Source organism: Micromonospora sp. FIMYZ51 (assembly GCF_038246755.1).
Lineage (GTDB): Bacteria > Actinomycetota > Actinomycetes > Mycobacteriales > Micromonosporaceae > Micromonospora.
This window is the reverse complement of sequence record NZ_CP134706.1, coordinates 6,378,126-6,405,092: the sequence shown is the minus strand read 5'-3', so window position 1 is coordinate 6,405,092 and position 26,967 is coordinate 6,378,126. Positions and strand designations below refer to the sequence as shown.

23 protein-coding genes and 2 pseudogenes are annotated in these 26,967 nt (G+C 72.5%); 20 read left to right on the top strand and 5 right to left on the bottom strand.

What is annotated here, in order from left to right; genetic code table 11:
* Nucleotides 1-73: 73 nt before the first annotated feature.
* The 11 genes and pseudogenes from QQG74_RS28775 (at nucleotide 74) to QQG74_RS28725 (ending at nucleotide 10,143) form a co-directional block, all read left to right on the top strand.
* Entirely contained in the window at nucleotides 74-994 is a 921-nt protein-coding gene (locus QQG74_RS28775) for a proline dehydrogenase family protein (protein WP_341717781.1), read from the top strand.
* Nucleotides 995-1,075: 81 nt separating this feature from the next.
* Nucleotides 1,076-1,876, top strand: coding sequence for an alpha/beta hydrolase (locus tag QQG74_RS28770; RefSeq protein WP_341717780.1), 801 nt, complete (start codon nucleotides 1,076-1,078; stop codon nucleotides 1,874-1,876).
* Nucleotides 1,869-2,459: a WHG domain-containing protein gene (locus QQG74_RS28765; protein ID WP_341717779.1), complete on the top strand. Its 591-nt coding sequence runs from the start codon at nucleotides 1,869-1,871 to the stop codon at nucleotides 2,457-2,459. The genes QQG74_RS28770 and QQG74_RS28765 overlap by 8 nt, the downstream gene beginning before the upstream one ends.
* Nucleotides 2,460-2,530: 71 nt before the next feature.
* Entirely contained in the window at nucleotides 2,531-3,925 is a 1,395-nt protein-coding gene (locus QQG74_RS28760) for a hypothetical protein (RefSeq protein ID WP_341717778.1), read from the top strand.
* Nucleotides 3,926-3,961: 36 nt separating this feature from the next.
* Nucleotides 3,962-5,355 (top strand): annotated as a pseudogene (locus QQG74_RS28755) (efflux RND transporter periplasmic adaptor subunit).
* Between the two features lie 34 nt (nucleotides 5,356-5,389).
* Nucleotides 5,390-6,109 carry an ABC transporter ATP-binding protein gene (locus tag QQG74_RS28750; protein WP_341717777.1) on the top strand — a complete coding sequence of 240 codons (720 nt, stop codon included), beginning with the start codon at nucleotides 5,390-5,392 and terminating at the stop codon, nucleotides 6,107-6,109.
* Entirely contained in the window at nucleotides 6,106-7,290 is a 1,185-nt protein-coding gene (locus tag QQG74_RS28745; protein WP_341717776.1) for an ABC transporter permease, read from the top strand. Before QQG74_RS28750 ends, QQG74_RS28745 begins: the two co-directional genes overlap by 4 nt.
* A gap of 142 nt (nucleotides 7,291-7,432) precedes the next feature.
* On the top strand, nucleotides 7,433-7,642 hold the full coding sequence (locus tag QQG74_RS28740; RefSeq protein WP_091079691.1) for a helix-turn-helix domain-containing protein: 210 nt from the start codon (nucleotides 7,433-7,435) through the stop codon (nucleotides 7,640-7,642).
* A 223-nt stretch (nucleotides 7,643-7,865) separates the two neighbouring features.
* Nucleotides 7,866-7,967, top strand: coding sequence for an AURKAIP1/COX24 domain-containing protein (locus tag QQG74_RS28735; protein ID WP_007465623.1), 102 nt, complete (start codon nucleotides 7,866-7,868; stop codon nucleotides 7,965-7,967).
* 116 nt (nucleotides 7,968-8,083) lie between these two features.
* On the top strand, nucleotides 8,084-9,157 hold the full coding sequence (locus QQG74_RS28730) for an NAD-dependent epimerase/dehydratase family protein (RefSeq protein ID WP_341717775.1): 1,074 nt from the start codon (nucleotides 8,084-8,086) through the stop codon (nucleotides 9,155-9,157).
* Nucleotides 9,158-9,285: 128 nt separating this feature from the next.
* Complete coding sequence (locus QQG74_RS28725) at nucleotides 9,286-10,143, top strand: lysophospholipid acyltransferase family protein (RefSeq protein WP_341721424.1); 858 nt, start codon at nucleotides 9,286-9,288, stop codon at nucleotides 10,141-10,143.
* A 32-nt stretch (nucleotides 10,144-10,175) separates the two neighbouring features.
* Here QQG74_RS28725 and QQG74_RS28720 read toward each other — a convergent pair whose 3' ends face one another.
* The 3 genes from QQG74_RS28720 to QQG74_RS28710 all read right to left on the bottom strand — a co-directional run bounded on the left by QQG74_RS28720 (nucleotide 10,176) and on the right by QQG74_RS28710 (nucleotide 13,300).
* On the bottom strand, nucleotides 10,176-11,045 hold the full coding sequence (locus QQG74_RS28720) for an HAD-IB family hydrolase (RefSeq protein ID WP_341717774.1): 870 nt from the start codon (nucleotides 11,043-11,045) through the stop codon (nucleotides 10,176-10,178).
* Between the two features lie 180 nt (nucleotides 11,046-11,225).
* On the bottom strand, nucleotides 11,226-12,080 hold the full coding sequence (locus QQG74_RS28715; protein ID WP_341717773.1) for a DUF5667 domain-containing protein: 855 nt from the start codon (nucleotides 12,078-12,080) through the stop codon (nucleotides 11,226-11,228).
* Between the two features lie 272 nt (nucleotides 12,081-12,352).
* Nucleotides 12,353-13,300, bottom strand: a complete 948-nt coding sequence (locus QQG74_RS28710) for an ECF subfamily RNA polymerase sigma factor, BldN family (protein WP_341717772.1) — start codon at nucleotides 13,298-13,300, stop codon at nucleotides 12,353-12,355.
* Nucleotides 13,301-13,840: 540 nt separating this feature from the next.
* Here QQG74_RS28710 and QQG74_RS28705 point away from each other — a divergent pair.
* The 7 genes from QQG74_RS28705 to hemB all read left to right on the top strand — a co-directional run bounded on the left by QQG74_RS28705 (nucleotide 13,841) and on the right by hemB (nucleotide 20,844).
* Entirely contained in the window at nucleotides 13,841-14,092 is a 252-nt protein-coding gene (locus QQG74_RS28705) for a glutaredoxin family protein (RefSeq protein WP_341717771.1), read from the top strand.
* Nucleotides 14,093-14,131: 39 nt separating this feature from the next.
* Nucleotides 14,132-14,782, top strand: coding sequence for an HAD hydrolase-like protein (locus QQG74_RS28700; RefSeq protein WP_341717770.1), 651 nt, complete (start codon nucleotides 14,132-14,134; stop codon nucleotides 14,780-14,782).
* 367 nt (nucleotides 14,783-15,149) lie between these two features.
* Entirely contained in the window at nucleotides 15,150-15,920 is a 771-nt protein-coding gene (locus QQG74_RS28695; protein ID WP_341717769.1) for a redox-sensing transcriptional repressor Rex, read from the top strand.
* Nucleotides 15,917-17,245, top strand: coding sequence for a glutamyl-tRNA reductase (locus QQG74_RS28690; RefSeq protein WP_341717768.1), 1,329 nt, complete (start codon nucleotides 15,917-15,919; stop codon nucleotides 17,243-17,245). Before QQG74_RS28695 ends, QQG74_RS28690 begins: the two co-directional genes overlap by 4 nt.
* Nucleotides 17,246-17,270: 25 nt before the next feature.
* Nucleotides 17,271-18,266, top strand: coding sequence for a hydroxymethylbilane synthase (gene hemC, locus QQG74_RS28685; RefSeq protein WP_341717767.1), 996 nt, complete (start codon nucleotides 17,271-17,273; stop codon nucleotides 18,264-18,266).
* A complete protein-coding gene (locus tag QQG74_RS28680; protein WP_341717766.1) occupies nucleotides 18,263-19,843 on the top strand; it encodes a uroporphyrinogen-III synthase in 1,581 nt (526 codons plus the stop codon). The genes hemC and QQG74_RS28680 overlap by 4 nt, the downstream gene beginning before the upstream one ends.
* Before the next feature lie 17 nt (nucleotides 19,844-19,860).
* Nucleotides 19,861-20,844, top strand: coding sequence for a porphobilinogen synthase (gene hemB, locus QQG74_RS28675; protein ID WP_341717765.1), 984 nt, complete (start codon nucleotides 19,861-19,863; stop codon nucleotides 20,842-20,844).
* Between the two features lie 136 nt (nucleotides 20,845-20,980).
* On the opposite strand, the gene QQG74_RS28670 is transcribed toward hemB, so the two are convergent.
* Together QQG74_RS28670 and QQG74_RS28665 are read right to left on the bottom strand one after the other, a co-directional pair.
* Nucleotides 20,981-21,997 carry a GNAT family N-acetyltransferase gene (locus QQG74_RS28670; protein WP_341721423.1) on the bottom strand — a complete coding sequence of 339 codons (1,017 nt, stop codon included), beginning with the start codon at nucleotides 21,995-21,997 and terminating at the stop codon, nucleotides 20,981-20,983.
* Nucleotides 21,998-22,069: 72 nt separating this feature from the next.
* Nucleotides 22,070-23,018: pseudogene (locus QQG74_RS28665) on the bottom strand (lytic transglycosylase domain-containing protein); the annotation flags it as partial.
* A gap of 599 nt (nucleotides 23,019-23,617) precedes the next feature.
* On the opposite strand from QQG74_RS28665, the gene QQG74_RS28660 reads away from it, so the two are divergent.
* Nucleotides 23,618-23,836: a zinc ribbon domain-containing protein gene (locus QQG74_RS28660; protein WP_341717764.1), complete on the top strand. Its 219-nt coding sequence runs from the start codon at nucleotides 23,618-23,620 to the stop codon at nucleotides 23,834-23,836.
* Between the two features lie 156 nt (nucleotides 23,837-23,992).
* Nucleotides 23,993-26,815, top strand: coding sequence for an adenylate/guanylate cyclase domain-containing protein (locus QQG74_RS28655; RefSeq protein WP_341717763.1), 2,823 nt, complete (start codon nucleotides 23,993-23,995; stop codon nucleotides 26,813-26,815).
* Nucleotides 26,816-26,967: the final 152 nt, after the last annotated feature.

The window sequence follows — 26,967 nt, the reverse complement described above, 5'->3', positions numbered from 1 at the left end:
GTAACCGATAGGCGCTATCCGGGGGTACTCCGGTGGCGCGTCCCGGGCACCGGACGAGCGTTACGCTCGGCTCATGCTCCGTACCGTCATCCTCGCCGCCTCCCGGTCATCCCGGGTCGAGCGGCTCGTCGCGACGGCCCCGTTCTCCCGGGACGTCGTGCGCCGGTTCGTCGCCGGCGCGCAGACCGCCGACGCGTTGCGCGTGACCCGCGAACTCGTCACTGATGGTCTCGCCGTCAGCCTCGACAACCTCGGCGAGGACACCGTCACCGCCGAGCAGGCCATCGCCACCCGGGACGAGTACCTGACGCTGCTGCGGATGCTCGCCGAGGCGGGGCTGACGCCCGCCGCCGAGGTGAGCGTCAAGCTCTCCGCGCTCGGCCAGGCGTTCGACGAGCAGCTGGCGCACGACAACGCGCGGGCGATCTGCGCCGCGGCCGACGCCGCGGGGACCACGGTCACCCTGGACATGGAGGACCACACCACCACCGACTCGACGCTTGACATCCTGGCCAAGCTCCGCAAGGACTACCCGTCGACGGGTGCGGTGTTGCAGGCGTACCTGCGGCGTACCGAGTCGGACTGCCGCGAGCTGGCCTCGGCCGGTTCCCGGGTGCGGTTGTGCAAGGGGGCGTACCGGGAGCCGGAGTCGGTGGCGTACCAGACCGTCCGCGAGGTGGACAAGTCCTACGTCCGCTGTCTGAACATCCTGATGTCGGGTGACGGCTACCCGATGCTGGCCACCCATGACCCTCGCCTGATCGCCATCGGCGAGGACCGGGCCCGCTGGTTCGATCGTGCCCCGGACCGCTTCGAGTTCCAGATGCTCTACGGCATCCGGCCGGAGGAGCAGGCCCGACTGGCCGGCGAGGGCTACACCGTGCGCACCTACGTCCCGTACGGCGACGACTGGTACGGCTATCTGATGCGCCGCCTCGCCGAGCGCCCCGCCAACCTCGCCTTCTTCGCCCGCGCGGTGGCCTCCCGCAAGTAGCCGGCCGCGACCTGTCGACCTGAGCAGCGCGCTGGCGATGGCGGCTTGACGAGTTTGGCTAATGGGGTTAGCCTTTTGGCTATGACTAATAGCTTTGTGGCACGCGCTGGCGGTCGGATCGCCTACGAGGTGCACGGACGGGGGCCGCTGGTGGTCCTCGCACACGGCATGGGGGAGAACCGCCACTCCTACCGACATCTCGTTCCGCTGCTGGTCGCGGCGGGTTACCGGGTCGCCTCGGTCGACGTCCGGGGGCACGGCGACTCGAGCACCGGATGGCCGACGTACGCCCCGGTCGAGGTGGGTGCCGATCTGCTGGCGGTGGTCCGCGACCTCGACGGCGGCCCGGCCACGCTTGTCGGCAACTCGTCAAGCGCCGCAGCGGTGGTCTTCGCCGCCACCGACGCGCCGGAACTGGTGAACGCCATCGTGCTGGTCGGCGCGTTCGTGGCGGAGCCGAAGCTCAACCCGTTCATGCGCCTCGCCGTGGCGGCGGTGGTCCGCAGCCCGCGACTGTTCGGGATGTTCCACCGCACCCTCTTCCCGGTGCACCGGCCCGCCGACGACGCGGAGTACCGCAGGCAGTTGGTGGCCGCGCTGCGCCGGCCCGGCCGGATGGCACCGGTGCGAGGGGTGGCCGCCCCGGTCGAGCCGCACTGGACCACACGCGCTCCGCAGGTGCGGCAGCCGGTGCTGGTGTTGATGGGCACGAAGGATCCCGACTTCCCCGACCCGGCCGCCGAGGCCCGGGCCGCCCGGCGACTGTTCCGGATCGCCGAGGCGCGGATGATCACCGACGCCGGGCACTACCCGCACGCCGACCGGCCGGAGGCGATGACCAGCGAGCTGGTCGACTTCCTCGCGGTGACCGACAATGCCTAGGGCCGGGCTCAATCCGCAGGTGGTGGTGCGGGCCGCAGCCGAACTCGCCGACGAGGTCGGCTACGACCGGCTGACCCTGGCCGAGCTGGCGAGCCGACTCGGCGTCGCCCTGCCCAGCCTTTACAAGCACGTCAGGGGCGCCGACGCGCTCGCGCAGAAGATCTCCGCGCTGGCCACCGCCGAACTCGCCGACGAGATGATGACCGCCGCCGCCGGTCGCAGCGGCGCGGACGCGCTCCGCGCGGTGTCCATCGCCTACCGGTCGTACGCCCGGCGGCATCCCGGCCGCTATGCGGCCTCCCAACGGGTGCCGGACCCGGCCGATCCGGCGCACCTGGCGGCGGCCGAGCGAGCCGTCGGCGTCGCCTACGCCATCCTTCAGGGGTACGGGATCGACGGCGACGCCGCCGTCGACGCGACCCGGATGTTCCGCGCCGCCGTGCACGGTTTCGTCTCGCTGGAGGCGGCCGGTGGCTTCGGCCTGCCCCGCGAGGTGGACCCTTCCTTCGCGCAGCTGATCGCGGCACTCGACATCGCGTACCGGGCCTGGCCGTCGCCTCCCGCGCGATCCGCTGCGGGGTGACCCGTCCGGCCGTGATCTTGCCGATTGCGGCCTGACCGTCCCCAGTGGTGCATGAACCGTACGCTTCCGGCATGAGCCACGGGGAACCTCAGGCCGGCGACAGCACGCCGAAGTCGACCGCAGCGAGTGCGGAGTCGATCGCACCGGAACTGCTGGCCGTCGTGCCTGAACCGGTGCCGGTGGCCGGTCCGGCGCGGCGGCGCTGGTGGCGGTGGGCGCTGCCCGTCGTGGTCGTGCTGCTGGTGGCCGGCGCGGTGCCGGTGGCGCTGGTGGTGGTCGGCGACGCCGATGTCGAGACGCCGGCCGAGGCCGTGGCGCCGACCGAGAATCCGACCACCCGCGCCGCCCGGCAGGTCGCCGAGCGGATCACCGCGCAGCTGGATCGGCAGTCCGCGGCGCTGCTCGCCGGTGACCGGGCCGGCTTCCTGGCGATCGCGGACCGCGACGTGCACAGCGACCTGCGGCGCCGGTTCGCCGGGTTGCGGGAACTGCGGGTGACCCGCTGGGAGGCCCGCCCGAACGGTCTGCCCACACCGGCCGGCAGCGCCGGTGAGTGGCGGTTGTCGGTGCAGTTCGGGTACTGCTTCGTGGTGCCGGACTGCCGGCCCAGCCCGTTGCTGGTGAACACGTTGTGGCGGGACGGAGCGGAGCCCCGGCTGATCGAGCTGGAGAAGTCGACGGCCACGCCGCAGGTGGGTGGTCGGGTCCGTGGGCAGGCCGGCACCCTGCCCTGGGAGGTCAGCGAACTGGTGGCGGCGGTGGGCAAACGCACCATCGTGGGCACCACACCGGCGTACCGTGACCGGCTGCCGGGCCTGTTGAAGCGGGCCGAGGCGGCGGCCAAGGTGGCCGACCGGTACGTCGTGCACGGTGCGGCACCCGACCGGTACCGGATCTTCTACGCCGGCCCGAAGGAGTGGAAGCGCTGGTACGGCGGCGACCAGCCGGAGTGGGGCGCCGGGTACACCGTGAACGTCGGCGGTGGTCACCACGATGTGGTGCTCGGGCCGGACGCCTTCAACGACAGCGCCTACCTTGACGTCATGCTTCGGCACGAGCTTGCCCACGCCGCCTCGTTGCCGGAGAACGACTACTGGGACGATTCGGCCTGGTGGCTGATCGAAGGGCTGGCCGAGCACGCGGGCGCCGATGGTGCGTCGTTCGCCCGGAACGACTGGCTGATTCCCATCCGGAAGCTGGTCAAGGGCGACTGGAACGGCAAGCTGGACAAGCTGCTGCCCGCCGGGGACGCTTCGGCCGAGGAGGCGACCGGCAGTTACGGGGTCGCGTACCTCGCCATCCGGTACCTGCTGGACCGGTTCGGTGCAGAGAAGGTGCTCGCCTTCGTCAAGGCGGTGGTGCACGACCTGCGCGTGCCGAGGCAGGTCTCCGAGGAGATCTTCGGCAAGCCCTGGACCAAGGTGCAGGCCGACTGCGCCAAGTACATCCGGCGCGCCGTCGGCTGACGGCGTGCGGCGGTCGGATCGCCGCCGGCTCGTAGCATGGGTCGGGTGCGCCGCCTCGACCCGCCGCGGCCGGCCGCCGCCTCGCGGCCCCGCCTGCTCACCGCCCTGTTCGCCGTCGCCGTCCTGACCCTCACCAGCGCCGCCTCCTGCGGTACCGACGAGCCGTCGATCGCACTCGCCTCGGCAACCCTGGCCCCGGTCACCGAGGAGATCGACGCCCCGGCCACGGTCACCGCCCGGGCGGCGGCGACCCTCACCGCGCCCGCCGACGGAACCCTGGCCAGCCTGCGGGTCGAGCCGGGCCAGCGGGTCCGGCGCGGCCAGGTGCTCGCCGTGATCAACTCGCCGGCGGCGCGGAGCGGCTGCGCCAGGCCCGCGTCGCGCTCAACGCGGCGAAGCGGGCCGGCGGCGGTGGTGGTGGCGGCGACCTCGCCGGCTCGCTGCGCGGCACCGACCGGGCCGCGGCCGAGGCGCATTCCGCCGCTCGCGCCGCCGCCAAGAAGATCAGCGATCCGGAGCTGCGGAAGGCACTGCTCGCACAGGTCGAGTCCGCCCGGCGACAGTACGACGCCGCCGCGCGGGCGGCCGACCGGGCGGTACGCGAGGTGCAGCGCGGCGTACGCAACCTGAACTCCGCCGTCAGCGCGCTCGCCACCGCCCAACGACTTCAGGCTCAGCAGGCGTACGACCTGGCCAAGGCGACGGTCGACGCGTTGACGCTGCGTGCCCCGATCGCCGGGGTGGTGCAGCCGGGTGGCGTGAGTAGCGCCGGTTCGGCGGGTGCCCTCGCCGGGCTGCTGGCGGCGCCGGGTGGACTCCCGCCCGGGCTCGACCCGGCGGCGCTCGGCGGTGCACCGGCCGGGCCGCCGCCGGGCGTGGACACCGCCGTCCCGGTCGGTGGTCGGGTCACCGCCGGAACCCCGGTGCTGACGGTGGTGGACACCCGCGAACTCGGCCTGCTGGCCGAGGTGGACGAGACCGACGTGCTGCTGGTCCGGGCCGGCCTGGCCGGCACTGTCGAGTTGGACGCGGTGCCCGGCGCCAGCTACCCGGCCACCGTCCGCTCGATCGATGTGCTGCCCAGCACGTCGGCCCGGGGTGGGGTCAGCTACCGGGTCCGGCTCGCCCTCGGCACCGGCCAGTTCGGTGAGGCGGAACCGGCACCGAGCCCGCGACCCGGGATGAACGCGGTGCTGCGGCTGCGGGTCCGGGAGGCGGATGACGCGGTGACCGTGCCCGCTTCCGCGATCTTCTCGATGGACGGGCGGGACGCGGTCTGGGTGGTCCGGGACGGTCGGGCCGACCGGGCGGTGGTCACTGTCGGCGTACAGGGCCAGGACCTGGTGCAGATCGTCGACGGGGTGCAGCCGGGGGACCGGGTGGTGGTCCGTGGCACCGACCAGGTCCGCGACGGCCAGGAGGTGGGATGAGCCGGGATCCCGGCCGGCGAACCGGGGCGGCGCGGTGAGCGGGGCACCCGCGATCGAGGCGGTCGACGTGTCCCGCACGTACCAGCTGGACGGATTCTCGGTACCGGCCCTGCGCGGGGTGAGTCTGACCGTCTCGGCCGGCGACTACGTGGCGCTGATCGGGCCCTCCGGGTCGGGCAAGTCCACCCTCATGCACCTGCTCGGCGGCCTCGACCGGCCGACCGGTGGCCGGCTGGTGATCGGTGGCCGCGCGGTGGGCGAACTCTCCGCGCCCGAACTGGCCCGGTTGCGCAACGAGACCATCGGCTTCGTCTTCCAGGCGTTCCACCTGTTGCCGCGTACCTCGGCGGTGGAGAACGTGGCGCTGCCGCTGGTGTACCGGGGGGTGGGCGCTCGCGAGCGGCGCGAGCGCGCCGCCGCGATGCTCGGGCGGGTCGGCCTGGGACACCGGCTGGACCACCGGCCCAACCAACTCTCCGGAGGTGAGCAGCAGCGGGTGGCGATCGCCCGCGCCCTGGTCACCGACCCGACCGTGCTGCTCGCCGACGAGCCGACCGGCAACCTGGACAGCACCACCGGCGCGACCGTGCTGGAACTGCTGGAACGGCTCAACGCCGAGTCGGGGGTGGCGCTGGTGATGGTCACCCACGACGCGGAGGTGGCGGCCCGCGCCCGCCGCCGGATCACGATGCGGGACGGAGTGGTCGTCGCCGACAGCGATGCCGACCCGGTGGCTGGCGGGGTCGGCTCGTGAGACTGGCCGAGGCATGGCGGGTGGCGTCGGACGCGCTGCGGGCCAACCGGATGCGCAGCCTGCTGACCATGCTCGGGGTGATCATCGGCGTCGCCTCCGTGGTGCTGCTGGTGGCCATCGGCACCGGCACGAAGCAGACGGTCGAGCAGCAGGTCGAGGGGCTCGGCTCGAACCTGTTGCTGGTCGTCCCGGGACGGCTCGACGTGGGTTCCGCACCGGCGGTCTCCCCACTGACGTTGCAGGACGTGGACGCCGTCGGCCGGGTGGTCGGTGATCCCGGTCGGGTCGCGGTGACCGTCGCCTCCGGCGCGACCGTACGCGCCGGCACCCGGCAGGACTTCACCACCGTGCAGGGCGTGCTGGAGACCACCCCGGCGGTCTTCGCCCGGGACGTGACCCGGGGCCGCTACCTGAGTCGATCCGATGTGGACACCGGCCGGCGGGTCGCGATCCTCGGCGACTCGGTCGCTCGGGTCCTGTTTCCCGACCGGGAGGCGGTGGGCCAGCAGGTGAACGTCGCGGGCGTCCGGTTCCGGGTGATCGGCGTCTTTGCCCCGCTGGGGCAGAGCCTCGGCGTCGACCGGGACGACGAGGTGCACATCCCGGTGACCGCCGCGCAGCGGCTGTACGGCACCCAGCGGGTGGACGCGATCGCGGTCAAGGCGCCGGACCGGGAACGCATCGACGAACTGGGCGAGCGGATCGTGGCGGAGCTGAACGGCAGGCATCCCGGCACCGAGTTCAGCGCGGTCACCCAGGAGCAGATCCTCGGCGTGCTCGGTGACATCCTCGGCATCCTGACCGGCGTACTGGCGGCCATTGCCGGCATCTCGTTGCTTGTCGGAGGCGTCGGGGTGTCCAACATCATGCTCGTCTCGGTGCGGGAACGGACCAGGGAGATCGGGCTGCGTAAGGCCGTCGGCGCCCGGCCCCGCGACATCGGCGTGCAGTTCCTGCTGGAAGCGGTGCTGCTGACCGCGATCGGCGGGCTGGTCGGGATGGCCCTCGGCGTGGGTGGCGCGCTGCTGGTGGCCGCCGTCTCACCCATCCCGGCGGCGGTCACCTGGTGGTCGCTGGCGCTGGCCTTCGGTGTGTCGGCGGCGGTGGGCATCATCTTCGGCGTGGTGCCCGCGCAACGGGCCGGTCGGCTCGATCCGGTGGTCGCTCTCCGGTCCGAGTGACCTCGTTTTCGTGATCAGTTGCAGGAAGGGATCGCGCCGGTCACAGCCGCCCCGCTACCGTACTGTTAACACGCGCGTTGCCGGCCGTGCGGGATGACCTGTGGGGCGGCACGCGAAGGGCATGGGATAGGTCGGGTGAGCCATGGCCGGGTCGCAGTCCGACGGTCGGCTGTCGGATGTCAAGTTCCTCACCGTCGCGGAGGTGGCGACGGTCATGCGGGTGTCCAAGATGACGGTCTACCGTCTCGTGCACAGCGGTGAGCTGACCGCCGTGCGGGTCGGCAGGTCGTTCCGGGTGCCCGAGCACGCGGTGCACGAGTACCTGCGCGGCGCCTTCCAGGAGACCGCCTGACCAGCCGCCGTGCCCGGCCTTGTCGAGCCTTCTGAGAGGCATCGACCGGGGGCGCGTTGGTCCCGCTGACGCGATCCCGCTACGCTGGACTTGCGATCGTGACCGCTGGTGCGCCCTGCCGCCCATCCCGCCGGTCCGATCCGTTTGTCCGCAAGCGGTCGCCGACGCCACTGGTTCACGGCGTCTTCCGGTCGCGCCGCACGTTGCATCGAAAGGCTGTCGTATGGGTTCGGTGGTCAAGAAGCGCCGCAAGCGCATGGCTAAGAAGAAGCACCGCAAGCTGCTGCGCAAGACCCGCGTCCAGCGTCGCCGTCTCGGCAAGTGACGGCAGCCGGGCTGCGGCCCGGCGTCGTGACTTGCCAACTGTCGACCCTCGGAGGCTCAGGTGATCAGGCCGTGGCTGTCCCGGCTCGGTCTCCGCTGCCGGGGTAGGTGCGAGACATGACCCCCGGCGGCTCATCGAGCCTCCCGGGGGTCGTCGTCGTGACCGGAGTCAGTCGCTACCTCGGCGCGCACGTCGCGGCCCAACTGGCCGCCGACCCCCGGATCGACCGGGTGATCGGCGTTGACGTGCCGGAGCCGACGCCCGAGGTCGGTGCCCTGCTCGACCGGGTCGAGCGGGTCCGGGTCGACACCGGGTCCGTCGGCGGGCTCCTCGCCGACCTCGACGTCGACGCCGTGGTGCACCTGGCCCTGGTCAGCGCCCCGGATCCCCAGCAGGGCGGCCGGGCGGCGATGAAGGAACAGAACGTCATCGGCACCATGCAGCTGCTCGCCGCCTGTCAACGGGCCCCCCGGCTCCGCAAGCTGGTGGTCCGCTCCTCGACCGCGGCGTACGGGGCCTCGTTCCGGGACCCGGCCGTCTTCACCGAGGAGACCGAGCCCCGGGAGGTGCCGCGCGGCGGCTTCGGCCGGGACATCCTCGACATCGAGGGATACGTCCGTGGTTTCCGCCGTCGGCGTCCCGACGTGACCGCCACCGTGTTGCGCTTCGCGCCGTTCATCGGCTCGACTGCCGACACGACGCTGACCAGGTATTTCTCCCTTCCCGTGGTGCCCACCATCTTCGGTCGGGACGCCCGGTTGCAGTTCCTGCACTTCGATGACGCGCTTGAGGTGCTGCGCCGGTCGGTCACCGAGGACCATCCGGGCACCTACAACGTCGCCGGGCCCGGGGTGCTGGCACTCTCCCAGGCGATCCGGCGCGCCGGCCGGATCGCCGTGCCGGTGCTGGAGCCGGGTCTGTCCGGTGCCGTCGCCCTCGCCCGGGCCCTGGGTTACGGCCGCTACGGGCTCGACCAGGTCGACCTCTTCGTGCACGGCCGGGTGGTGGACATCGCCCGGCTCGAAGACGAGTACGGCTTCACCCCACGCTCGACCGCCGCCGCGTTCGACGACTTCATCCGCGCTCACCACGGGCGCGCGGTGGTGACCCGGGAGCAACTGGCCGCCGCCGAGCAGTTGGTGCTCGACGGGATCCGGCAGGTCCGCGCCGCCGTACGGGAGCGGTCGTGACCGGGGGCGGGGAGCGACCGGACGCCGCGCGGGTCGACGGCGGGTTCGCCGTGCCGCCACCGGTGCCCGCCGACCCCGAGCCGGGCGCGTCCAACGGGCACCGCCCGGCCGGGCCGCCAAGCCCGGCGGTGACCGACCAACCGGGTGATGTCTGGGACCGGCGCGTCGCCAGCGGGCTGGCCTTCCTGCGCCGACGGCTCGCCGGTGACTACGAGGTGGACGAGTTCGGTTTCGATCCGGAACTGACCGGGGCGGTGCTCCACCCGCTGCTGCGGCGGCTCTACCGGGACTGGTTCCGCACCGAGGTCAGCGGCTTGGAGAACGTGCCCACCGACGGCGCCGGGCTGGTGGTGGGCAACCACTCCGGCACGGTGGCACTGGACGCGCTGATCCTCTCCACCGCCCTGCACCACGAACACCCGGCCCACCGCTACCTCCGCCTGCTCGGCGCGGACCTGGTCTTCCGGATGCCGGTCGTCTCGGAGATCGCGCGCAAGACCGGCGGCACGGTGGCCTGCAACCCGGACGCGGAACGGCTGTTGCGCGGTGGTGAACTCGTCGGCGTCTTCCCGGAGGGCTTCAAGGGCGTCGGCAAACTGTACGCGGAGCGTTACAAGCTGCAACGCTTCGGTCGGGGCGGCTTCGTCTCGGCGGCTCTGCGTACCGGCACCCCGATCATCCCGGTCGCGATCGTCGGCGGCGAGGAGATCTATCCGATGCTCGCCGACATCAAGCCGCTGGCCCGGCTGCTCAAGCTGCCCTACTTCCCGGTGACGCCGACCTTTCCCTGGCTCGGTCCGCTGGGCATGGTGCCGCTGCCGAGCAAGTGGCTCATCCAGTTCTGCCCGCCGATCCCGACCGCCCACCTGACCGAGTCGGCGGACGACCCGCTTGTCGTGTTCAACCTCGCCGACCAGGTGCGGGAGACCATCCAGCAGACCCTCTACCAGTTGCTGGAACGGCGTCCGGACCCGTTCGGTCCCTGAGCGGCGCGCCGGGTCGAGCGGGCCGGGGCGGTTCAGGCGCTACGTCGGCGGCGATGCAGCGCCACACCGGCGGTGACCGCGCCGACCACGAGTCCGGCGGCGGCGGTCGATGGTACAGCGATTTTGACGGCGCGCCGGCCGGTGCGGAAGTCGCGGACCTCCCAGCCGTGCTGGCGGGCCTGATGCAGCAGCGCGGCGTCCGGATTGACCGCCACCGCCCGACCGACCGTGCGGAGCATCGGCAGGTCGTTGGCGGAGTCGCTGTAGGCGACGCATCGACTCAGGTCCAGCCCTTCCACGGCGGCGAGCTGGGTGACCGCCTCGGCCTTGGCCGGGCCGTGCATCAGGTCGCCGACCAGCCGGCCGGTGTACGCGCCGTCGACCACCTCGGCGACCGTACCGATCGCACCGGTCAGGCCGAGCCGGGTGGCGATTGCCCGGCCGATCTCCACGGGAGCGGCGCTGACCAGCCAGACCCGTTCACCGGCATCGAGATGCCCCTGCGCCAGGCGGCGGGTGCCGGCCCAGATCCGGGGTGCCATCAGCTCGTCGAAGATCTCCTCGGTGAGCCGCTCGACATCTTCCACCCGCCAGCCCGCGACGAAGGCCAGCGCGGCCTCCTTGGCCTGTGTCATGTCTCCGGCGTGCTCCCGCGCCAGCAGCCGGAAACGCAGCTGCTGCCAGCCGAACCGAACCAGGTCGGCGGTGGTGAAGTAGTTGCGCGCGGCGAGACCACGGGCGAACCAGTAGAGCGAGGCACCCTGCATCATCGTGTTGTCCACGTCGAAGAAGGCGGCGACACTCGGATCCGGTGCGACCGGCGGGGCGGGTTCGGTCTGGGCCCAACCGGTGGTGTGTCCGTGTACGTCGGTGCTGACGGTCACCTTGCGGCTGCGCGCCACCCGTTCCCCCTCACATTGCCCGCCGGGTCTGCCTCGGTCCGAGGGTATCCGGCGAACCGATCACCCCGCCCCGACCACGACGCCGAGCTGCCGTGCGGCCTCGGGCCGGTGGCCTGCGCCGGCCCGAGCTGGGTGCGGGGGCCTGCGCCGGCCCGAGCTGGGTGCGGGGGCGACCGTCGCTCAGGGACAGGTGCCGGGAGTGGGGCCGAGGTGGTCGCTTGCGGTGCTGGTGAGCTGGCCACAGGCGATTGCGGCGCGCAGCGCGTCGGCGCGCTCGGCGACCAACTCCAGCAGGCGCAGCGACCGTGCGGTGCGCTCCCGGTCGGCCCGGGACGCGCCGTCGGCAACTGCGTCGAGGGCCCGGCGTTGCCGGCTGACGAAGGCGTCGACGGCGTCCAGCGGCGCGGCGTCCGAACGCTGTGCCGCGGCCTCGGTGAGCAGGCGTACGCCCTGGCGGGTGTCCGAGTCCATGTCGTCCAGCACCCCGCTGTAGCCGGCCCGGTCGCCGCGCAGCGCGGACGCCTCGCTCAGCCGGGTACCGGCGAAGTCGAGCAAGAGCTGGCCCCGGTTGATCTCGGAGCTGGCCAGGGCGAGCTGGGCCCGCTCGGTACCGCGCTTCATGCCGTACAGCGCATCACCCGGCATGGCGTTCTCGCTGGCCGCAGAGATGCCCGAAACGGCGATGGCGCCGGCCGCGATGCCGACCAGGATCGCGCCCCGGGCGCGGGCCCGGCGGGCGGTGACGGCCGGCAGCAGTGGGCTTCGGCCGGCGCTTGCCTTCTCGGTCGGCTGGGCGGACGTGCCGATGCCGTCGCGGGCGGCGGTGGCCAGCAGCATCGCCCGTAGGCCGGTCCGGAATTCCGGATCCACCGGGGCGGCGGGCGCCTCGGCGGCCACCTGCCGGCTGAGCGAGACGAGCGGCGTGAGTTGCTCGTCGGATCGGGACCGGACGTGATGGCGTCGACCGCCGTTGGCTTCGTCAAGCAGTTGCGCGAAGCGCTCGGCGCGCCGACGGGAGAAGAGGGCGTTGTCCACCGCGGCACCTCCTCTCGCTGGACGCGGCCGGTCGGCCGCGGTCACCGGCAGCGACCGATGACCGCGTGACGCCGCGGCGGGGGCCGCTGGCGTCGTCGCCCGTCATCCGGGGGATCCGGAGGTCCCGGACCGTCACCGGTCGCACCCGGAGAAACGCGCCGCGCGGGCCTCCGGTTACGGGCCGCCCGACGGCGAAATGGCGCAAATCGATCACCAGTGCCGGTAAGCTGGCCGCCGCCCGGTGTGAACGGCGGGTGTGGCCGCCCTGCGGCTCACGGCTGGAAGCCATCCGGAAGCAGCCGGGCCAGGGCCCGGACCGCACGGTACTGGAGGGCCTTGATGGCACCCTCGTTCTTGCCCATCGCCCGGGCCGTCTCGGCCACCGAGAAGCCCTGAAGGAAGCGCAGGACGATGCACTCCTGCTGCTCCGGATTGAGCCGCTTGACGGCGGTGAGCAGGGCGACGTTCGTGATGTGTTCCACCACCGCCGCCTCCGGGCTGCCCTCCGGGCCGCGATCCTCGCGGTCGGCGTCGAGCACGTCGCCGGTGGTCACCTCCAGCCGGTAGCGACCGGACTTGAAGTGGTCGGCGACCAGGTTGCGGGCGATGGTGACCAACCAGGCGCCGAGGTCACGGCCCTGCCAGGTGAAGCTGCCGATCCGCTTGAGCGCCCGCAGGAAGGTGTCGGAGGTGAGGTCCTCGGCGAGTTGCCGGTTGCCGACCCGGAAGTAGACGAAGCGGAAGACTGTGTCGACGTAGCGGTCGTAGATCAGGCCGAATGCCTCGGCCTCGCCGGCCTGGGCCCGCTCGACGAGGGCCCAGACCTCGGTGGCCGGATCGGAGGGGTCGGGGCGACTCGGAAACCCGGTGGACGGGCCCGAGGTGGCCGGCACGACGGGAAGGACTGCGGTCTCGGCCGCCGGCAGGTCCGTGACCGGCGGATCTCCGCCGCGCCGGGCCTGTGCCGGCATGGTTGGTCGATTCGGCGAGGCGACCCGGCCGCCAACCGGTCTCGCGTTCCCGCCGGGGACCGATGGTCGATGCGGCGGCTCGTTCTGGTGTGGCCTACTGCCCACTCGCTTCGCGGCACCCTCACCTCGGGCGGGCAGGTTGCCCGGGGTCTCCGGCGGGCGATGGGCACCGGTCCGTTCGTTGACCGGGGTGCGTGCCGCCGGGCTGCTCAGGCCCACCAGGCGGTGCGCGAAGCCGAAGGTGGTCATCGTGCCGCCTCCGTTCCGCCACCCACCGGTGCGCCGGCGGGCGATGGTCGATTGGTCGGGTCGCCGCTGGGCAGGATGGCTCCGGGGGGTGCCGGCGGGCGGCAGATCCCCTTGAGGTGCTGGTCCGATGCACTAACAGGCACGGGGGGCCTCCTCGGGCTGAGGGGTGTCGACTCACGGCAAAACGGGGTGAGCCGACCCGAGTGATGATAGGGCCAACGTCACCCGCGCGTGGCAAGTCCGTTACACAGGGCCGAAGTATTTACCGGTCCGTCCTGAGCCTGGCGGACCGGTTGTCCGTCGGGAGGTGATTGACAATCGGCATCCCGGCTGTTCGGGTGACGCCGCAGGTCAGGCCGAGATTCGGCAGGGTGGCCGACGGCCCGCCTGACCTCGGTCCGGCCCTGCGGAAGGTGCTCCGGTCACGGTCGTCGCACCCTCGCCGCAGCTCCGCCCCGAGTTCCGTGCACGGGACTGCGCCGAGGGGTGTGCCAGACTCGGCCACCATGCAGGACGCCGCCGACGCGACGGAGGAGACCGATGCGTGAGCCCCGCCTGACTCTGATCACCCGGCCCGGCTGCCACCTGTGCGAGGACGCCAAGGCGGCGCTCGATCGGGTGGTCGCGGTCACCGGCGACCGGTGGACCGAGTGGGATGTCAGCGGTGACGTCGAGTTGGAACGCGAGTACGGCGACCGGCTGCCGGTGGTGCTGCTCGACGGCAAGGAGCACGGCTACTGGCGGGTCGAGGAGGAGCGGCTGCTGCGGGATCTGACCACCCCGCAACTCTGACCCTCCCGGGCGAGCGGCGTCGGCGGATAGGGTGCGGCGATGACCCCTGCACGTACCCATCTGGTGTGGGACTGGAACGGCACTCTGCTCAACGATCTTGACCTGGTGGTGGCCTGCACCAACGCCGTGTTCGTCAGCGAGGGCGGCCCGACGGTGACCGCGGCGGAGCACCGGGTGCGCTTCCGCCGGCCGATCGCCGACTACTACGCCGAAGTGCTCGGGCGGGCGGTGGACGGCGAGACGTTCGGCCGGTTGGACAAGGTCTTCCACGACGCGTACCGCCTCGGGCTGACCAGCTGTGAGCTGGCCCATGACGCCCTGGACGCGATGACGACCTGGTCGGGCAGCCAGTCGCTGCTCTCCATGTGGTTCCACGACGAGCTGGTGCCCGCGGTGCAGACGTACGGCCTGACCGGGCGCTTCACCCGGGTCGACGGGCTGCGGGCGCAGGTCGGCGGCGACCGCAAGGCCGAGTCGCTGGCCCGGCACCTGGCTGGGCTCGGCGTGGACGGCCGTTCGGTGGTGTTGATCGGCGACTCGATCGACGACGCGGACGCCGCGATCTCGGTCGGCGGTCGTGCGGTCCTCTACGCCGGCGGGTTCACCGACCGGGCCCGACTGGACGCCTCCGGGCATCCGGTCGCCGACACCCTCGTGCAGGCCGTGACCCTCGCCACCACTCTCCGGTGACCGCAGCCCGCAGTTCTGGGTCGATCATGAATTTCGCCGCCCAGAATCGACCGGTCGGGCCGAAACTTCATGATCGAAAAAGGCGAAGAGCTGCGGGCGACCTGCGCGTGATTGGTCAGAGAAGTCTGGATTGGGCAATAATCGCGCGGGCGGTCCCGACGGGGATCGCCATCGATCTTGCGGAACGGAGGGGCTGGTGAAGGCGCGGTGCGTGCCAACAAGATCGCGATTTGTGCACGTCTTCACAAGCGCCTACTCTGTAATTCCGACGCGTCCTGCTAGCACAGCCGGCAATTTCGGTCGCCAGCGGGAGTCCCTAGTTGGCCGGCCGGTGGAGTTGGTCAAGGATCGCACCGCACGGAGTCTCATGAGTCAGCATCGCCACCCTGGCGCGCCCGGTCGCGCCGGTGCCGTACCGGCGCTTCCGGATCTGCCTGAGGCGACTGTGGCCCGGCTGCCCGAGTACCTCCGTGCCCTGCACAATCTCGCCGAAACCGGTAACGAGACGGTGTCCAGCGAAGGATTGGCCAACGCCGCCGGAGTGAACTCGGCCAAGCTCCGCAAGGACCTGTCCCAGCTCGGCTCGTACGGCACCCGTGGGGTCGGCTACGACGTGGCGTTGCTGATCGAGCAGATCGAGTACGTGCTCGGCCTCACCCAGCGCCGGGCAGTCGCCCTGGTGGGCGTGGGTAATCTCGGTCACGCGCTGGCCGGCTACGACGGCTTCGCCAGCCGCGGTTTCCGAATCGCGGCGCTCTTCGACGCCGACCCGGGCCGGGTCGGTGAGGAGATCAACGGCCTCGTCGTACGGCACATCGACGAGCTGCCCCGGGTGGCGGCCGAGGAGTCGATCGCGATCGGTGTGATCGCCACCCCCGCGCCGGCTGCCCAGCAGGTGGCCGATCAACTCGTGGCGGTCGGCGTGACGAGCATCCTGAACTTCGCGCCCTGCGTCCTCTCCGTTCCCTCCGGGGTCGACGTGCGCAAGGTCGACCTCGCCATCGAGTTGCAGATCCTGTCGTTTCATGAGCACCGCAAGGCATCCCTGACCGCGCTCCCCACCACCGGTGGGTCCGCCCTGACCGCCCTGCGGGGTGGCCTCGCGGTCTCCGAGAGCCAGGAGGCGATCGGCACGTGAAACTCCTCGTCGTTGGCGCGTCCTACCGCACCGCGCCGGTTGCCACCCTGGAACGGCTCGCGGTGCCCCCGGCCGGTCTCACCGGCGTGCTGGAGCGGCTGGTCGCGCAGCCGTACGTGAGCGAGGCCGTGCTGGTCTCCACCTGCAACCGGGTGGAGGTCTACGCGGCCGTGTCCGGCTTTCACGGCGGTCTCGGTGACATCTGTGCCGTGCTCGCCGAGCAGGCCGACTGCCAGCCGGCCGGGTTGGCCAACCACCTCTACGTGCACTTCGACTCCGCCGCGGTGGACCACGTCTTCCGGGTCGCCGCCGGCCTGGACTCGCTGGTGATCGGCGAGGCGCAGATCCTGGGCCAGCTCCGGGACGCCTACCACCGGGCCGGCGAGGCGGACACCGCCGGACGGCTGCTGCACGAGTTGATGCAGCAGGCGCTGCGGGTCGGCAAGCGGGCCCACTCCGAGACCGGCATCGACCGGGCCGGCCAGAGCGTGGTCACCGCCGCACTGGGGCTGGCCGCCGGTCATCTCGACGACGATCTCGTCGGCCGTCCCGCGCTTGTGGTGGGGGCGGGCGCGATGGGCTCATTGAGCGTGGCGACGCTGTCCCGGCTCGGCGCCGGGCCGCTGACCGTGACCAACCGGAGCGCCGAGCGGGCCGTCCGGCTGGCCGGATCGTACGGCGCGACCGCGCGGCCGATGGCCGAACTGGTCGACACTCTCTCCACAGTGGACATCGTAGTGGCCGCCACGGCCTCCGCCGATCCGGTCCTCACCCACGCGGTGGTCGCCGAGGCGGTGGCCGGTCGGGACCCGGTACGCGGCCCGTTGGTCCTGCTCGACCTGGCCGTACCACGCGACGTCGGCCCCGGCGTGGCCGAGCTGGCCGGGGTCGAGGTGATCGACATCGACCGGATGGCGACGCTGCTCGCCGACGGACCGGCCGTGGCGGACGCCGCCGCCGTCGAACGCATCGTGGCCGGCGAGGTGGAGTCCTTCCTGACCTGGCTGCGCGGGGCCGACGTGGCGCCGACCGTGGCCGCCCTGCGCGGGCGGGCCGACGACGTGGTCGGCACCGAGTTGCGCCGACTCGCGCAGCGCCGCCCCGACCTCACCGACGACCAGCGCGCCGAGGTCGCCCGTACCGTGCACCGGGTGGTCCAGCGGCTGCTGCACCAGCCGACCGTGCGGGTCCGGCAGCTTGCCGCCGAGCCCGGTGGCGACCAGTACGCGGCGCTGCTGCGCGAGCTGTTCGACCTCCAGGTCCCACAGACCTCGGCGGTGGACACCGTCCCCGACATCACTCCAGCTGCGGAAGGTGAACGATGAGCGAGCAGCGGAACGGAGTGCCGTCATGAGCGCCCCGCTGCGCCTCGGCACCCGGGGCAGCAAGCTGGCGATGGCCCAGTCCGGGCACGTCGCCGAGGCCCTGACGGCCCAGACCGGCCGCCCGGTCGAACTGGTCGAGGTGGTCACCGCCGGTGACCAGTCCACCGCTCCGGTGCACCGGCTCGGTGTCGGCGTGTTCGTCTCCGCCCTGCGTGACGCGCTCGTCGCCGGTGCGATCGACTTCGCCGTCCACTCGTACAAGGACCTGCCCACCGCGCCGCCGGCCGGGCTGCACATCGCCGCGGTGCCACCCCGGCAGGATCCGCGTGACGCGCTCGTCGCCCGGGACGGTCGGACGCTTGCCGAACTCGGTGGCGGAGCGAAGATCGGCACCGGCGCACTACGCCGCATCGCCCAGCTGCACGCGCTGGGCCGGCAACTGTCGGTCACGCCGATCCGGGGCAACGTCGACACCCGGCTGGCCCGGGTGCTCGGTCCAGAGGCCGACCTGGACGCCATCGTCCTGGCCCGGGCGGGGCTGGCCCGCCTCGACCGGACCGACGTGATCACCGAGACGCTCGACCCGATGTTGATGCTGCCGGCGCCCGCCCAGGGTGCGCTGGCGGTCGAGTGCCGGATCGACGATCCGGCACTCGTCGAGTTGCTCGCCATGCTCGACCACGCACCGTCGCGCGCTGCGGTCACCGCGGAGCGGGCGATGCTGGCCACCCTGGAGGCCGGATGCTCCGCTCCGGTCGCCGCCTACGCCGTCGTCGCCGAAGGCGAGCCAACCGGCTCCGGCGACGAGGGCGATGTTGTCCAGGAGATCTACCTGCGCGGGGCGGTGATCAGCCCGGATGGCACCAATGAGATCCGGCTGTCCCGCACCGGAACGCTCGCCGACGCGGCGGAGATCGGCAAGGCACTCGCCGCCGAACTCCTCGAACTCGGCGCCGACTCGATCCTCGGCCCGCAAGGACACGACGGCCCGGGGACCCAGCAATTTGGGAGCACAGAATGACCCGCACCCGTAAGCCCGTAGGCCGCATCGCGTTCGTCGGGGCTGGACCCGGCGACCCGGGCCTGCTGACCCGCCGGGCGCACGACGCCCTGGTCGACGCCGACCAGGTGGTGTACGACCGGGGAGTACCCGAGTCGTTGCTCGACGTCGTCCGGGCCCAGGCCAAGACCGACACCCAGTTCACCCCGGCCGAAGGCGTGCCGGGCGACGTGGCGAAGGTGTTGATCTCAGCCGCCCGCTCCGGGCAGAACGCGGTGCACCTGGTGGCCGGTGACCCCTTCGGCCACGACTCGGTGGTCAAGGAGGTGCAGGCGGTGGCGCGTACCGCCGCGCACTTCGAGGTGGTGCCCGGCGTCGGTCAGGCCGAGGGCGTGGCCACCTACGCGGGCGTACCCCTGCCGGGGGTGCGTACCGCCGCCGACGTCGAGGACGTCAGCACCCTGGACTTCGAGGCGCTGGCCGCAGCCGTGCAGCGCGGTTCGTTGGCGCTCGCGGTGGACGCCGGTGATCTCGCCGCGATCCGTGACGGGCTGCTCGCCGCCGGGCTGGACGGCGGCACCGCCGTCGGAGTGACCGGCGACGGCACCGGCGAGACGCAGTACACCACCACGTCGACCGTGGACTCCTTCGTCGCGGCGGCACTCGGTTTCACCGGCCGGGTCGTGCTGACCGTCGGTGAGGGAGTGGGCCAGCGGGACAAGCTCAGCTGGTGGGAGAACCGGCCGCTGTACGGCTGGAAGGTGCTCGTGCCACGGACCAAGGAGCAGGCCGGCGTGATGAGCGCCCGGCTGCGCGCGTACGGCGCGATCCCGTGCGAGGTGCCGACCATCGCGGTGGAGCCGCCGCGTACGCCGGCCCAGATGGAGCGGGCGGTCAAGGGCCTGGTCGACGGGCGGTACGCCTGGGTGATCTTCACCTCGGTGAACGCGGTCCGGGCGGTCTGGGAGAAGTTCGCCGAGCACGGTCTGGACGCCCGGCACTTCGGCGGCGTGAAGATCGCTTGTATCGGCGAGGCGACCGCGGAGGCGGTCCGTGCCTTCGGCATCCAGCCGGAGCTGATCCCCAGCGGGGAGCAGTCCTCCGAGGGCCTGCTGGCCGAGTTCTCGCCGCACGACGAGGTACTCGACCCGGTCGGCCGGGTGCTGCTGCCGCGCGCCGACATCGCCACCGAGACCCTCGCCGCCGGGCTCACCGAGCGTGGCTGGGAGGTCGACGACGTGACCGCGTACCGGACGGTCCGGGCGGCGCCGCCGCCCGCCGAGATCCGGGACGCGATCAAGTCGGGCGGGTTCGACGCGGTGCTCTTCACCTCGTCCTCGACCGTCCGGAACCTGGTCGGCATCGCCGGGAAACCGCATGCGCGTACCGTGGTTGCCGTCATCGGGCCCAAGACGGCGGAGACCGCCACGGAGTTCGGCCTGCGGGTCGACGTCCAGCCGCCGACCGCCTCCGTGCCGGACCTGGTGGAGGCGCTCGCCGGCTACGCCGTCGAGCTGCGGGAGAAGCTCGCCGCGATGCCGGCGAAGCAGCGTCGCGGTTCGAAGGTGCAGGGCCCGACCGCGTTGAGGTTCCGCTAGCCGTCAGGGAGACCCGCATGTCGTACCCGGAGATCCGGCCCCGCCGGCTGCGCCGCACCGCGGCGCTGCGGCGGCTGGTGTCCGAGACCCGTCTCGACCCGGCCGAACTGGTCGTGCCGCTGTTCGTCAAGGAGGGGCTGACCGAGCCACGCGCCATCGGCTCGCTGCCCGGGGTGCTTCAGCACTCCCGCGACTCGCTGCGCAAGGCCGCGGCGGAGGCGGCGCAGGCCGGCGTCGGCGGGATCATGCTGTTCGGGGTGCCGACGACGCGGGACGAGCGTGGCTCGGGCGGCATCGACCCGAACGGCATCCTCAACGTCGCGATCCGGGACGTGGTCGCCGAGGTGGGCGACGCCACCGTGGTGATGAGTGACCTCTGCCTGGACGAGTTCACCTCGCACGGGCACTGCGGTCTGCTCGCCCCTGACGGTTCGGTGGACAACGACGCCACCCTCACCGCGTACGCCGAGATGGCGGTTGCCCAGGCCACCGCCGGGGTGACGGTCGTCGGGACGTCCGGGATGATGGACGGCCAGGTCGGCGTGGTACGCCGGGCGCTCGACGCGGCCGGCCACCCGGATGTCGCGGTGCTTGCGTACGCCGTCAAGTACGCCTCGGCGTTCTACGGCCCGTTCCGGGAGGCGGTGGAATCGGCGCTGGACGGCGACCGCCGCACCTACCAGCAGGATCCGGCGAACCTGCGCGAGTCCCTGCGCGAGGTCGCACTGGACGTGGCCGAAGGCGCGGACCTGGTGATGGTCAAGCCGGCTCTGCCCTACCTCGACGTTCTCTCGGCGGTCCGGGCCGCCGTGCACGTCCCGGTCGCCGCCTACCAGGTCTCCGGCGAGTACGCGATGGTCGAGGCGGCTGCCGCGAACGGCTGGATCGACCGTGAGCAGGTGATGCTGGAGACGCTCACCTCGATCCGCCGGGCAGGCGCCCAGGTCATCCTCACCTACTGGGCCGTCGAGGCCGCCCAACTGCTCCGCCAGCGCTACTGAACCACTCCGTCACCGGTGCCGGGCTGTCGTCGCGCCATGCCCGAGTCGCTGCGGCCTGGTCCGGCACTCGGCCCACCCCTGAGCGGCCCCTTTGCTCTGCTTCAACGGACGCAACGGTTTTCGGCCCAGACCGTGCTCAGCGGGAGCTGTCGAGGCGGTGGACCAGCTCGGCGACATCGACGCTGTATTCGCACCAGTCCCGGTCGGGGCGGTAACCCAACTCGGCGTTCACCTTGAGCATCGCCTCGTTGGCCTGGGCGTTCCACGTCTGCACCTCGATCAGCTGCGGCTCGGCCGAGCGCAGCTCCAGCAGCATCCGGGCCTTGATCGCGCGGTCGATCCCGTAGCCGCGGTGATCCTGCACCACGATGGTGTCGTACTGATCGGCACGGGTCGGATGCTGGGCCGGCACCACCACCTCGGTCAGACCGGCCACCTCGCCGGACTGCTCGTGCAGGGCGAGCACGATGTACGGCTTCATGCCCCGCCGGTGCAGGCAGTCCAGGCTGTCGCGGAGCCGCTGCGGGTCGTACGAACTGGGCCGCAGCTCGCCGTCCTCGATGTCCCGGAGCTCGGCCTTGGCCCGCGCGTACGCCTCGATCAGCTCGTCCGGCGGACCACCGGGATGGAACTGGACGTGGTAGCCCGCGCCGACGCCGGTGGACATCTCGGCCAACTCGGCCCAGTCGACGGTCGCCAGGTCGAGCACGCTGCGGGTCTCGACGTACTCCCGGCAGAAGCCGAGTGACTCGTAGAAGCCGACGGCCGGGGTGTCACCCACGACCTCCACCCCGATCGACTCGAAGCCCTCCTGGTAGACCCGGCGGGCGGCGCGCAGGACGAGATCCCGGCCGAGCCCACGACGCCGCAAGGAGGGGTGTACGAGCACTTCCAGCACGCCGATGTTGCCCAGCAGCAGCACATGCACATGACCCAGGATGGCGCCGGGCGTGCCGTCGGGGTCGGGCTCGGCCTGGGCCACCCACGAGATGCGCCGCTCGCCCGGCATCACCTCGGCGAGGTACTCCCGCAAGCAACTCTCCCGCCACGACGGGTCCTCGGGGAGATCGGCCGCCAGAACCGCGTTCAGCGTGTCCAGCAGCGACGCGATCTCGGCGGACGACGCGGTCCTGGGGTCCCACTCGCGCACCATCACCCGTCTAGCTTGCCGTTAACGGCAGCCTGGGGGAAGTGTCCAGTTCTCCAATGTATGCGGACGATCACTTCAGGTGCGACTGGCCTGTCCGTACCGATTGGCGGTGTTGAAGACGTCCTGGGCGTACCTGCGGACATCGTTGTACGACAGGATGGCGTTCCACCAGTCACCCGGAATGGTGAGGTTTCGACCGCCCTTGCAGAGGTACATGCCGGCGGCGAGGGCGGCGTCGTGGATGTTGTGCGGGTCCTTGCGACCGTCGTTGTCCGCGTCGGCGCCGATCTCCTGCCAGGTGGTCGGGATGAACTGCATCGGCCCGATCGCCCGGTCGTAGGTGGTGTCCCGGTCCAGCTCACCTCGATCGGTGTCGGCGATCCGCATCCGGCCGCCCTGCCCGTCAAGCGGCAGGCCGATGATTTCTGGAGTCGCCCGACCGTCCGGGCCCAGCCGGGCGTTGTTGGCCTGCCCGTGGCCCGACTCCACGAAGCCGATCGCCGCCAGGGTGGTCCAGCTCAGGCCGCAGCTCCGCTGGGTTTGCGCGAGTACCAGCTCGGCGTAGCCGTACGCCTGCATGGCGATCGGGTCGATACCGACCTTGGCGCCGACCTGCTGAGCCCAGCCGGCCAGCGCATCGGAGGGCCGCCCGCCCGGCGCGGCCGGAGCAATCGCGCCCAGGGACGGTGTCGTGCCCGGCGGCAGTGATCCGGTCGTGCCCGGCAGGTCTCCGGGCGCGGGCGGCACGGCACCGGGCGGCGGCACCTCGACGGAGGGCGGCAGGTCGCCGGGTGTCCCGGACTCGCTGACGGTGGCGTCGGCCGCGTCCGACCGGGACGCGCCAGGGTGGCCGGCACCAGCAGCGCACCAGCGGTCGCGGTCAGCGCCACCAGCGCGAGCAGGAACACCCCGGCAGGGTCAGTCGGCCGGCGGGCCGCCGGGACCAGGCGCGCGTCGCCCGAGCCGCGGCGCGCGGTCCGGGCAGGTGCACGGCGTGTGCGAAGCGCACCCGGCGACGCCGGGCTCCCGGTCGACCGGCGTCCGGCGTGGACTCGCCCCGCTCGCCGTCGGCAGCGACGGCCGGGACCTCAGCCTGGACGGCGGACTGCTCGCCACCTTCCGCGCCGGCTTTCTCGTCCGCCTCGCCAACTGCGGTGCCCGGCTTATCGCCGGGCTCGACGGCGCGCTTCTCACCGGCCTCGACGGCGGGTTGCTTACCGGCCTCGACGGCGGGCTTGTCGCCGGCCTCGGTGGCGGGTTGCTTACCGGCCTCGGTGGCGGGTTGCTTACCGGCCTCGACGGCGGGCTTGTCGCCGGCCTCGGCGGCGGGTTTCTCGACGGTCGTGGTGGCGGGCTTTTCGCCGGCCTCGGCGGCGGATTTCTCGCCGGTCGCTGCGGTGGGCGGCGCGTCGGTCTTGGCGGTGGGCTGGTCGTCGGTCTTGGCGGATCTCAGCCAGGGGCGGCGGGGCCGCGGCAGCCTGGTCGCCGGCCCGTCGGTAACGGCCTCGGCGCGCGGCGTCGCCGGCCGGAGGGGCCGAGGGGTCCTACCTTCTTCGCCGTCTGCCACCCGTCGAGTATCACCCATCTGTCCACCAGCGTCAGGTCCGGTCGTACCCTGATGCCATGCCCCGGTACGAGTTCCGTTGCCGCGCCTGCGGCGACACTTTCGAGGTCAACCGCCCCATGGCCCGGGCCGGCGAACCGGCGTCCTGTCCACAGGGGCACGCCGACACGGTGAAACTGCTGTCCACGGTCGCGGTGACCGGGCGTGGTGGCAGCGTCGGCGGTGGCGCGCCGGCACCCACCGGTGGTGGCTGCTGCGGCGGTGGGTGCGGCTGTTGAGGTGATCCGGGCGCGGTCGGCCGGGTGAGGCGGTGTCTTGCCCGGACGCCGGTCCCGATGGCACCTTGGGGCGGAGCCTCGACCGGCCGTTTTCACGATGCGTGACGATCTGGTTTCGGGAAGTATCAAGTTGAGGCCAGGGGGGAGGTTCCACGCATGTCGGCACGGATCCACCTCCCGACCGGCTGGGTGACGTTCGTCTTCACCGACATCGAAGGCTCCACCCGGTTGGCGCAACTGCTCGGTCCGGGCTATCGGCCGGTGCTCGCGGAACACCGGCGCCTCCTGCGCCGGACGATCGCGGCGACCGAGGGCGCGGAGTTGCTCACCGAGGGCGACTCGTTCTTCCTGGCCTTCGGTGACGCCGGTGCCGCGTTGACCGCCTGCCTGTCCGCACAGCGTGCGCTCGCGGACCACGAGTGGCCCACCCCGGAGGCGGCACCTCGGGTGCGGATGGGCCTGCACACCGGCTGGGCGGAGCCGCGCGACGGCGAGTACGCCAGCCCCGAGGTGCACCGGGCCGCGCGGGTGGCCGCTGCCGCGCACGGCGGCCAGGTGCTCTGCTCCGCCGCGACGGCACGGCGCGCCGAACCGTTGCCGGCCGGCGCGTCCCTGCTCGACCTCGGTCTGCACCGGTTGCGTGGCTTCGATGACCGGGAACGACTCTTCCAACTCGTCGCGCCCGGCCTGGAACGGCAGTTCCCCCGGCCGCGTACCGCCGACGCGGTGGCGCACAACCTGCCGATCCAGGTCACCTCGTTCGTCGGCCGGCAGACCGAGCGCGTCGAGTTGCGGCAACTCGTCGCCGGGCACCGGCTGGTCACCGTGCTCGGTGCCGGCGGGGGCGGCAAGACCCGACTGGCCGTCGAACTCGCCACCGACCTGGTCGAGCAGTACCCGGACGGTGTGTGGTTCGTGGACATCGCCACGGTCACCGACCCCGGGCTGGTGGCCTTCGCGATCGCCGCCGTGCTCGGGCTACGGCCCGAGCCGGGCCGCCCGATGGTCGACACGCTTGTGGAGTACGCGGCGGCCCGCCGGATGCTGATCGTGCTCGACACCTGCGACGCGCAGCCGGCAGCCTGCGCCGAGGTGGTCTCCCGGCTGCTCGCCGGTGGAGGTGGTGTCCGGGTGCTGGCGACCACCCGGGAACCCCTGGCCCTGCCCGGTGAGGTGGTGTGGCGGATCCCGCCGCTGTCGGTCGACCCGCCAGCCGACGGCACGGAGAGCGACGCGGTCGCGCTGCTGCTGGACCGCACCACCGCCGCCCGGGGCGGCCGGGAGCCCGATCCGGCCGAGTCGGCGGACCTGCGCCGGGTGGTACGCCGACTGGACGGCCTGCCGCTGGCCATCGAGTTGGCCGCTGCCCGCCTGCGGGTGCTCTCGGTCGGGCAACTCGCCGAACGCCTCGACGACGTACTCGGCACCCTCGACGCCGGGCGGGAGGCCCCGGAGCCGCCGGTCGATCCGGGGCAGGCCGGCGAGCGGGACACCGACCCGGTGTCGGCGAGCGTTCCGGCCACCGCACCGGTTCCGGCGAGCCGGGCAGGGGCTCGGTCGGCGGTCGAGCGGCACCTGACCATGCAGGCGACCGTGACCTGGTCGTACCGGACGCTCGGACCACGTGCCGCGCGGCTGCTGCGCTGGTTGGCGGTCTTCGCCGGGCCGGTCGAACTGCCGACCGTGGAGTGGTTGCTCGGTGACGATCCACTGGACCCGCTTTCCGTACTGGTGGACAAGTCCCTGGTGGTGGCAGAGCCGCACGTGGCGGGCTGCACCTACCGGATGCTCGACCCGATCCGGGCGTACGCGGCCCGCCGGCTGGCGGAGGCCGGTGAGGAGAGAGCGGCCCGCAACCGGCACGTGGCGTGGTCGAAGCATGCCCTGGAACGGGCGCACCTCGGCCCGAACGGGCAACCGGTGACCCTCTCGCTGTACGCGCTCGACCCACTCGCCGGTGAGCTGCGCGCCGCCCTGCGCTGGTGTGCCACGGGCGGTAGCGCCCGCACCGGCCTGCGGCTGGCCGGCGGGCTGGACCAATGGTGGCGGGAGCGCGGGCTGGCCCGGGAGGGACGGCTCTGGCTGTTCCGGCTCTACGGCCGGGTCGCCGAGACCGGCGAGGCCATTCCGGAGGGGGAACTGGCGGCGGCGTACCACATGCATTCCCTGCACGCCGGGGCGGACGGCGAGTTCGCCGAGGAGCTGCGGTACTCGCAGCGGGCGGAGGCGGCGGCCCGCCAGGCCGGCGACGCCGGGCTGCTGGCCCGGGTGCTCGCCGGGCGCGCGGCACCGCTTGTCGACATGGGACAGGTCGCCGAGGCCGAGCGGGTCTGCCGGGAGGTCATCGACTGGGCACACGCCCAGGGCGTCGGGGCCGAGGCGCTCTTCGCCGTGCTCCGGCTGGCCGAGCTGCTGTGGCGGCGCGGCGCGTTGGACGAGGCGGCGGAACTGCTCGGGGCGGCCCGGCCGGTCGAGGCGGCCCGGCCGGTCGACCGGGGCCGCCGGTCGGTGGACATGCTGCTCGGCATGGTCGCGCTGGCCCGAGGTGACCTGGTTGCGGCGCACGAGCATCTGCTGGCGGCGTTGCGTTCGCGGATGAACCACGGCTTCCACGGGCGGGCCTGCGACACGTTGAACGCGATCGCGGTGCGGTGTGCCGCCGGGGGCGAGACGCTGACCGCAGCTCGGCTCTTCGGTGCGGCGCAGGCGACCCGGGCGGGGCTACGCTCGGCCTCCGGCATCTACGAGGGCTATTGGGCCGAGCAGCAGACGGCGCTGCGCCGGGTGCTTGGCGACGCCGCGTTCGACCAGGCGTACGGCGAGGGCGCCGAGTTGGGGCTTGACGAAGCCGTCGCGCTGGCGCTCGGCGTCGAGCATCCCGACCTGGCCGCCGACTCGGCCCGGTTCGCGAGCCGGGCCGGCGGCACGGTGCCGCGCCAGCCGACCGCCATCGCCGACCGCCACTCCGGTCACTCCTGACCCAAAATGCCGGCCGGGTGCCGCGCCGTACGCCCGGCTGAGCTGGCCGGGTGCCGCGCCGTACGCCCGGCTGAGCTGGCCGGGTGCCGCGCCGTACGCCCGGCTGAGCTGGCCGGGCGTACGGGCCGTACGCCCGGCTGAGCTGGCCGGGC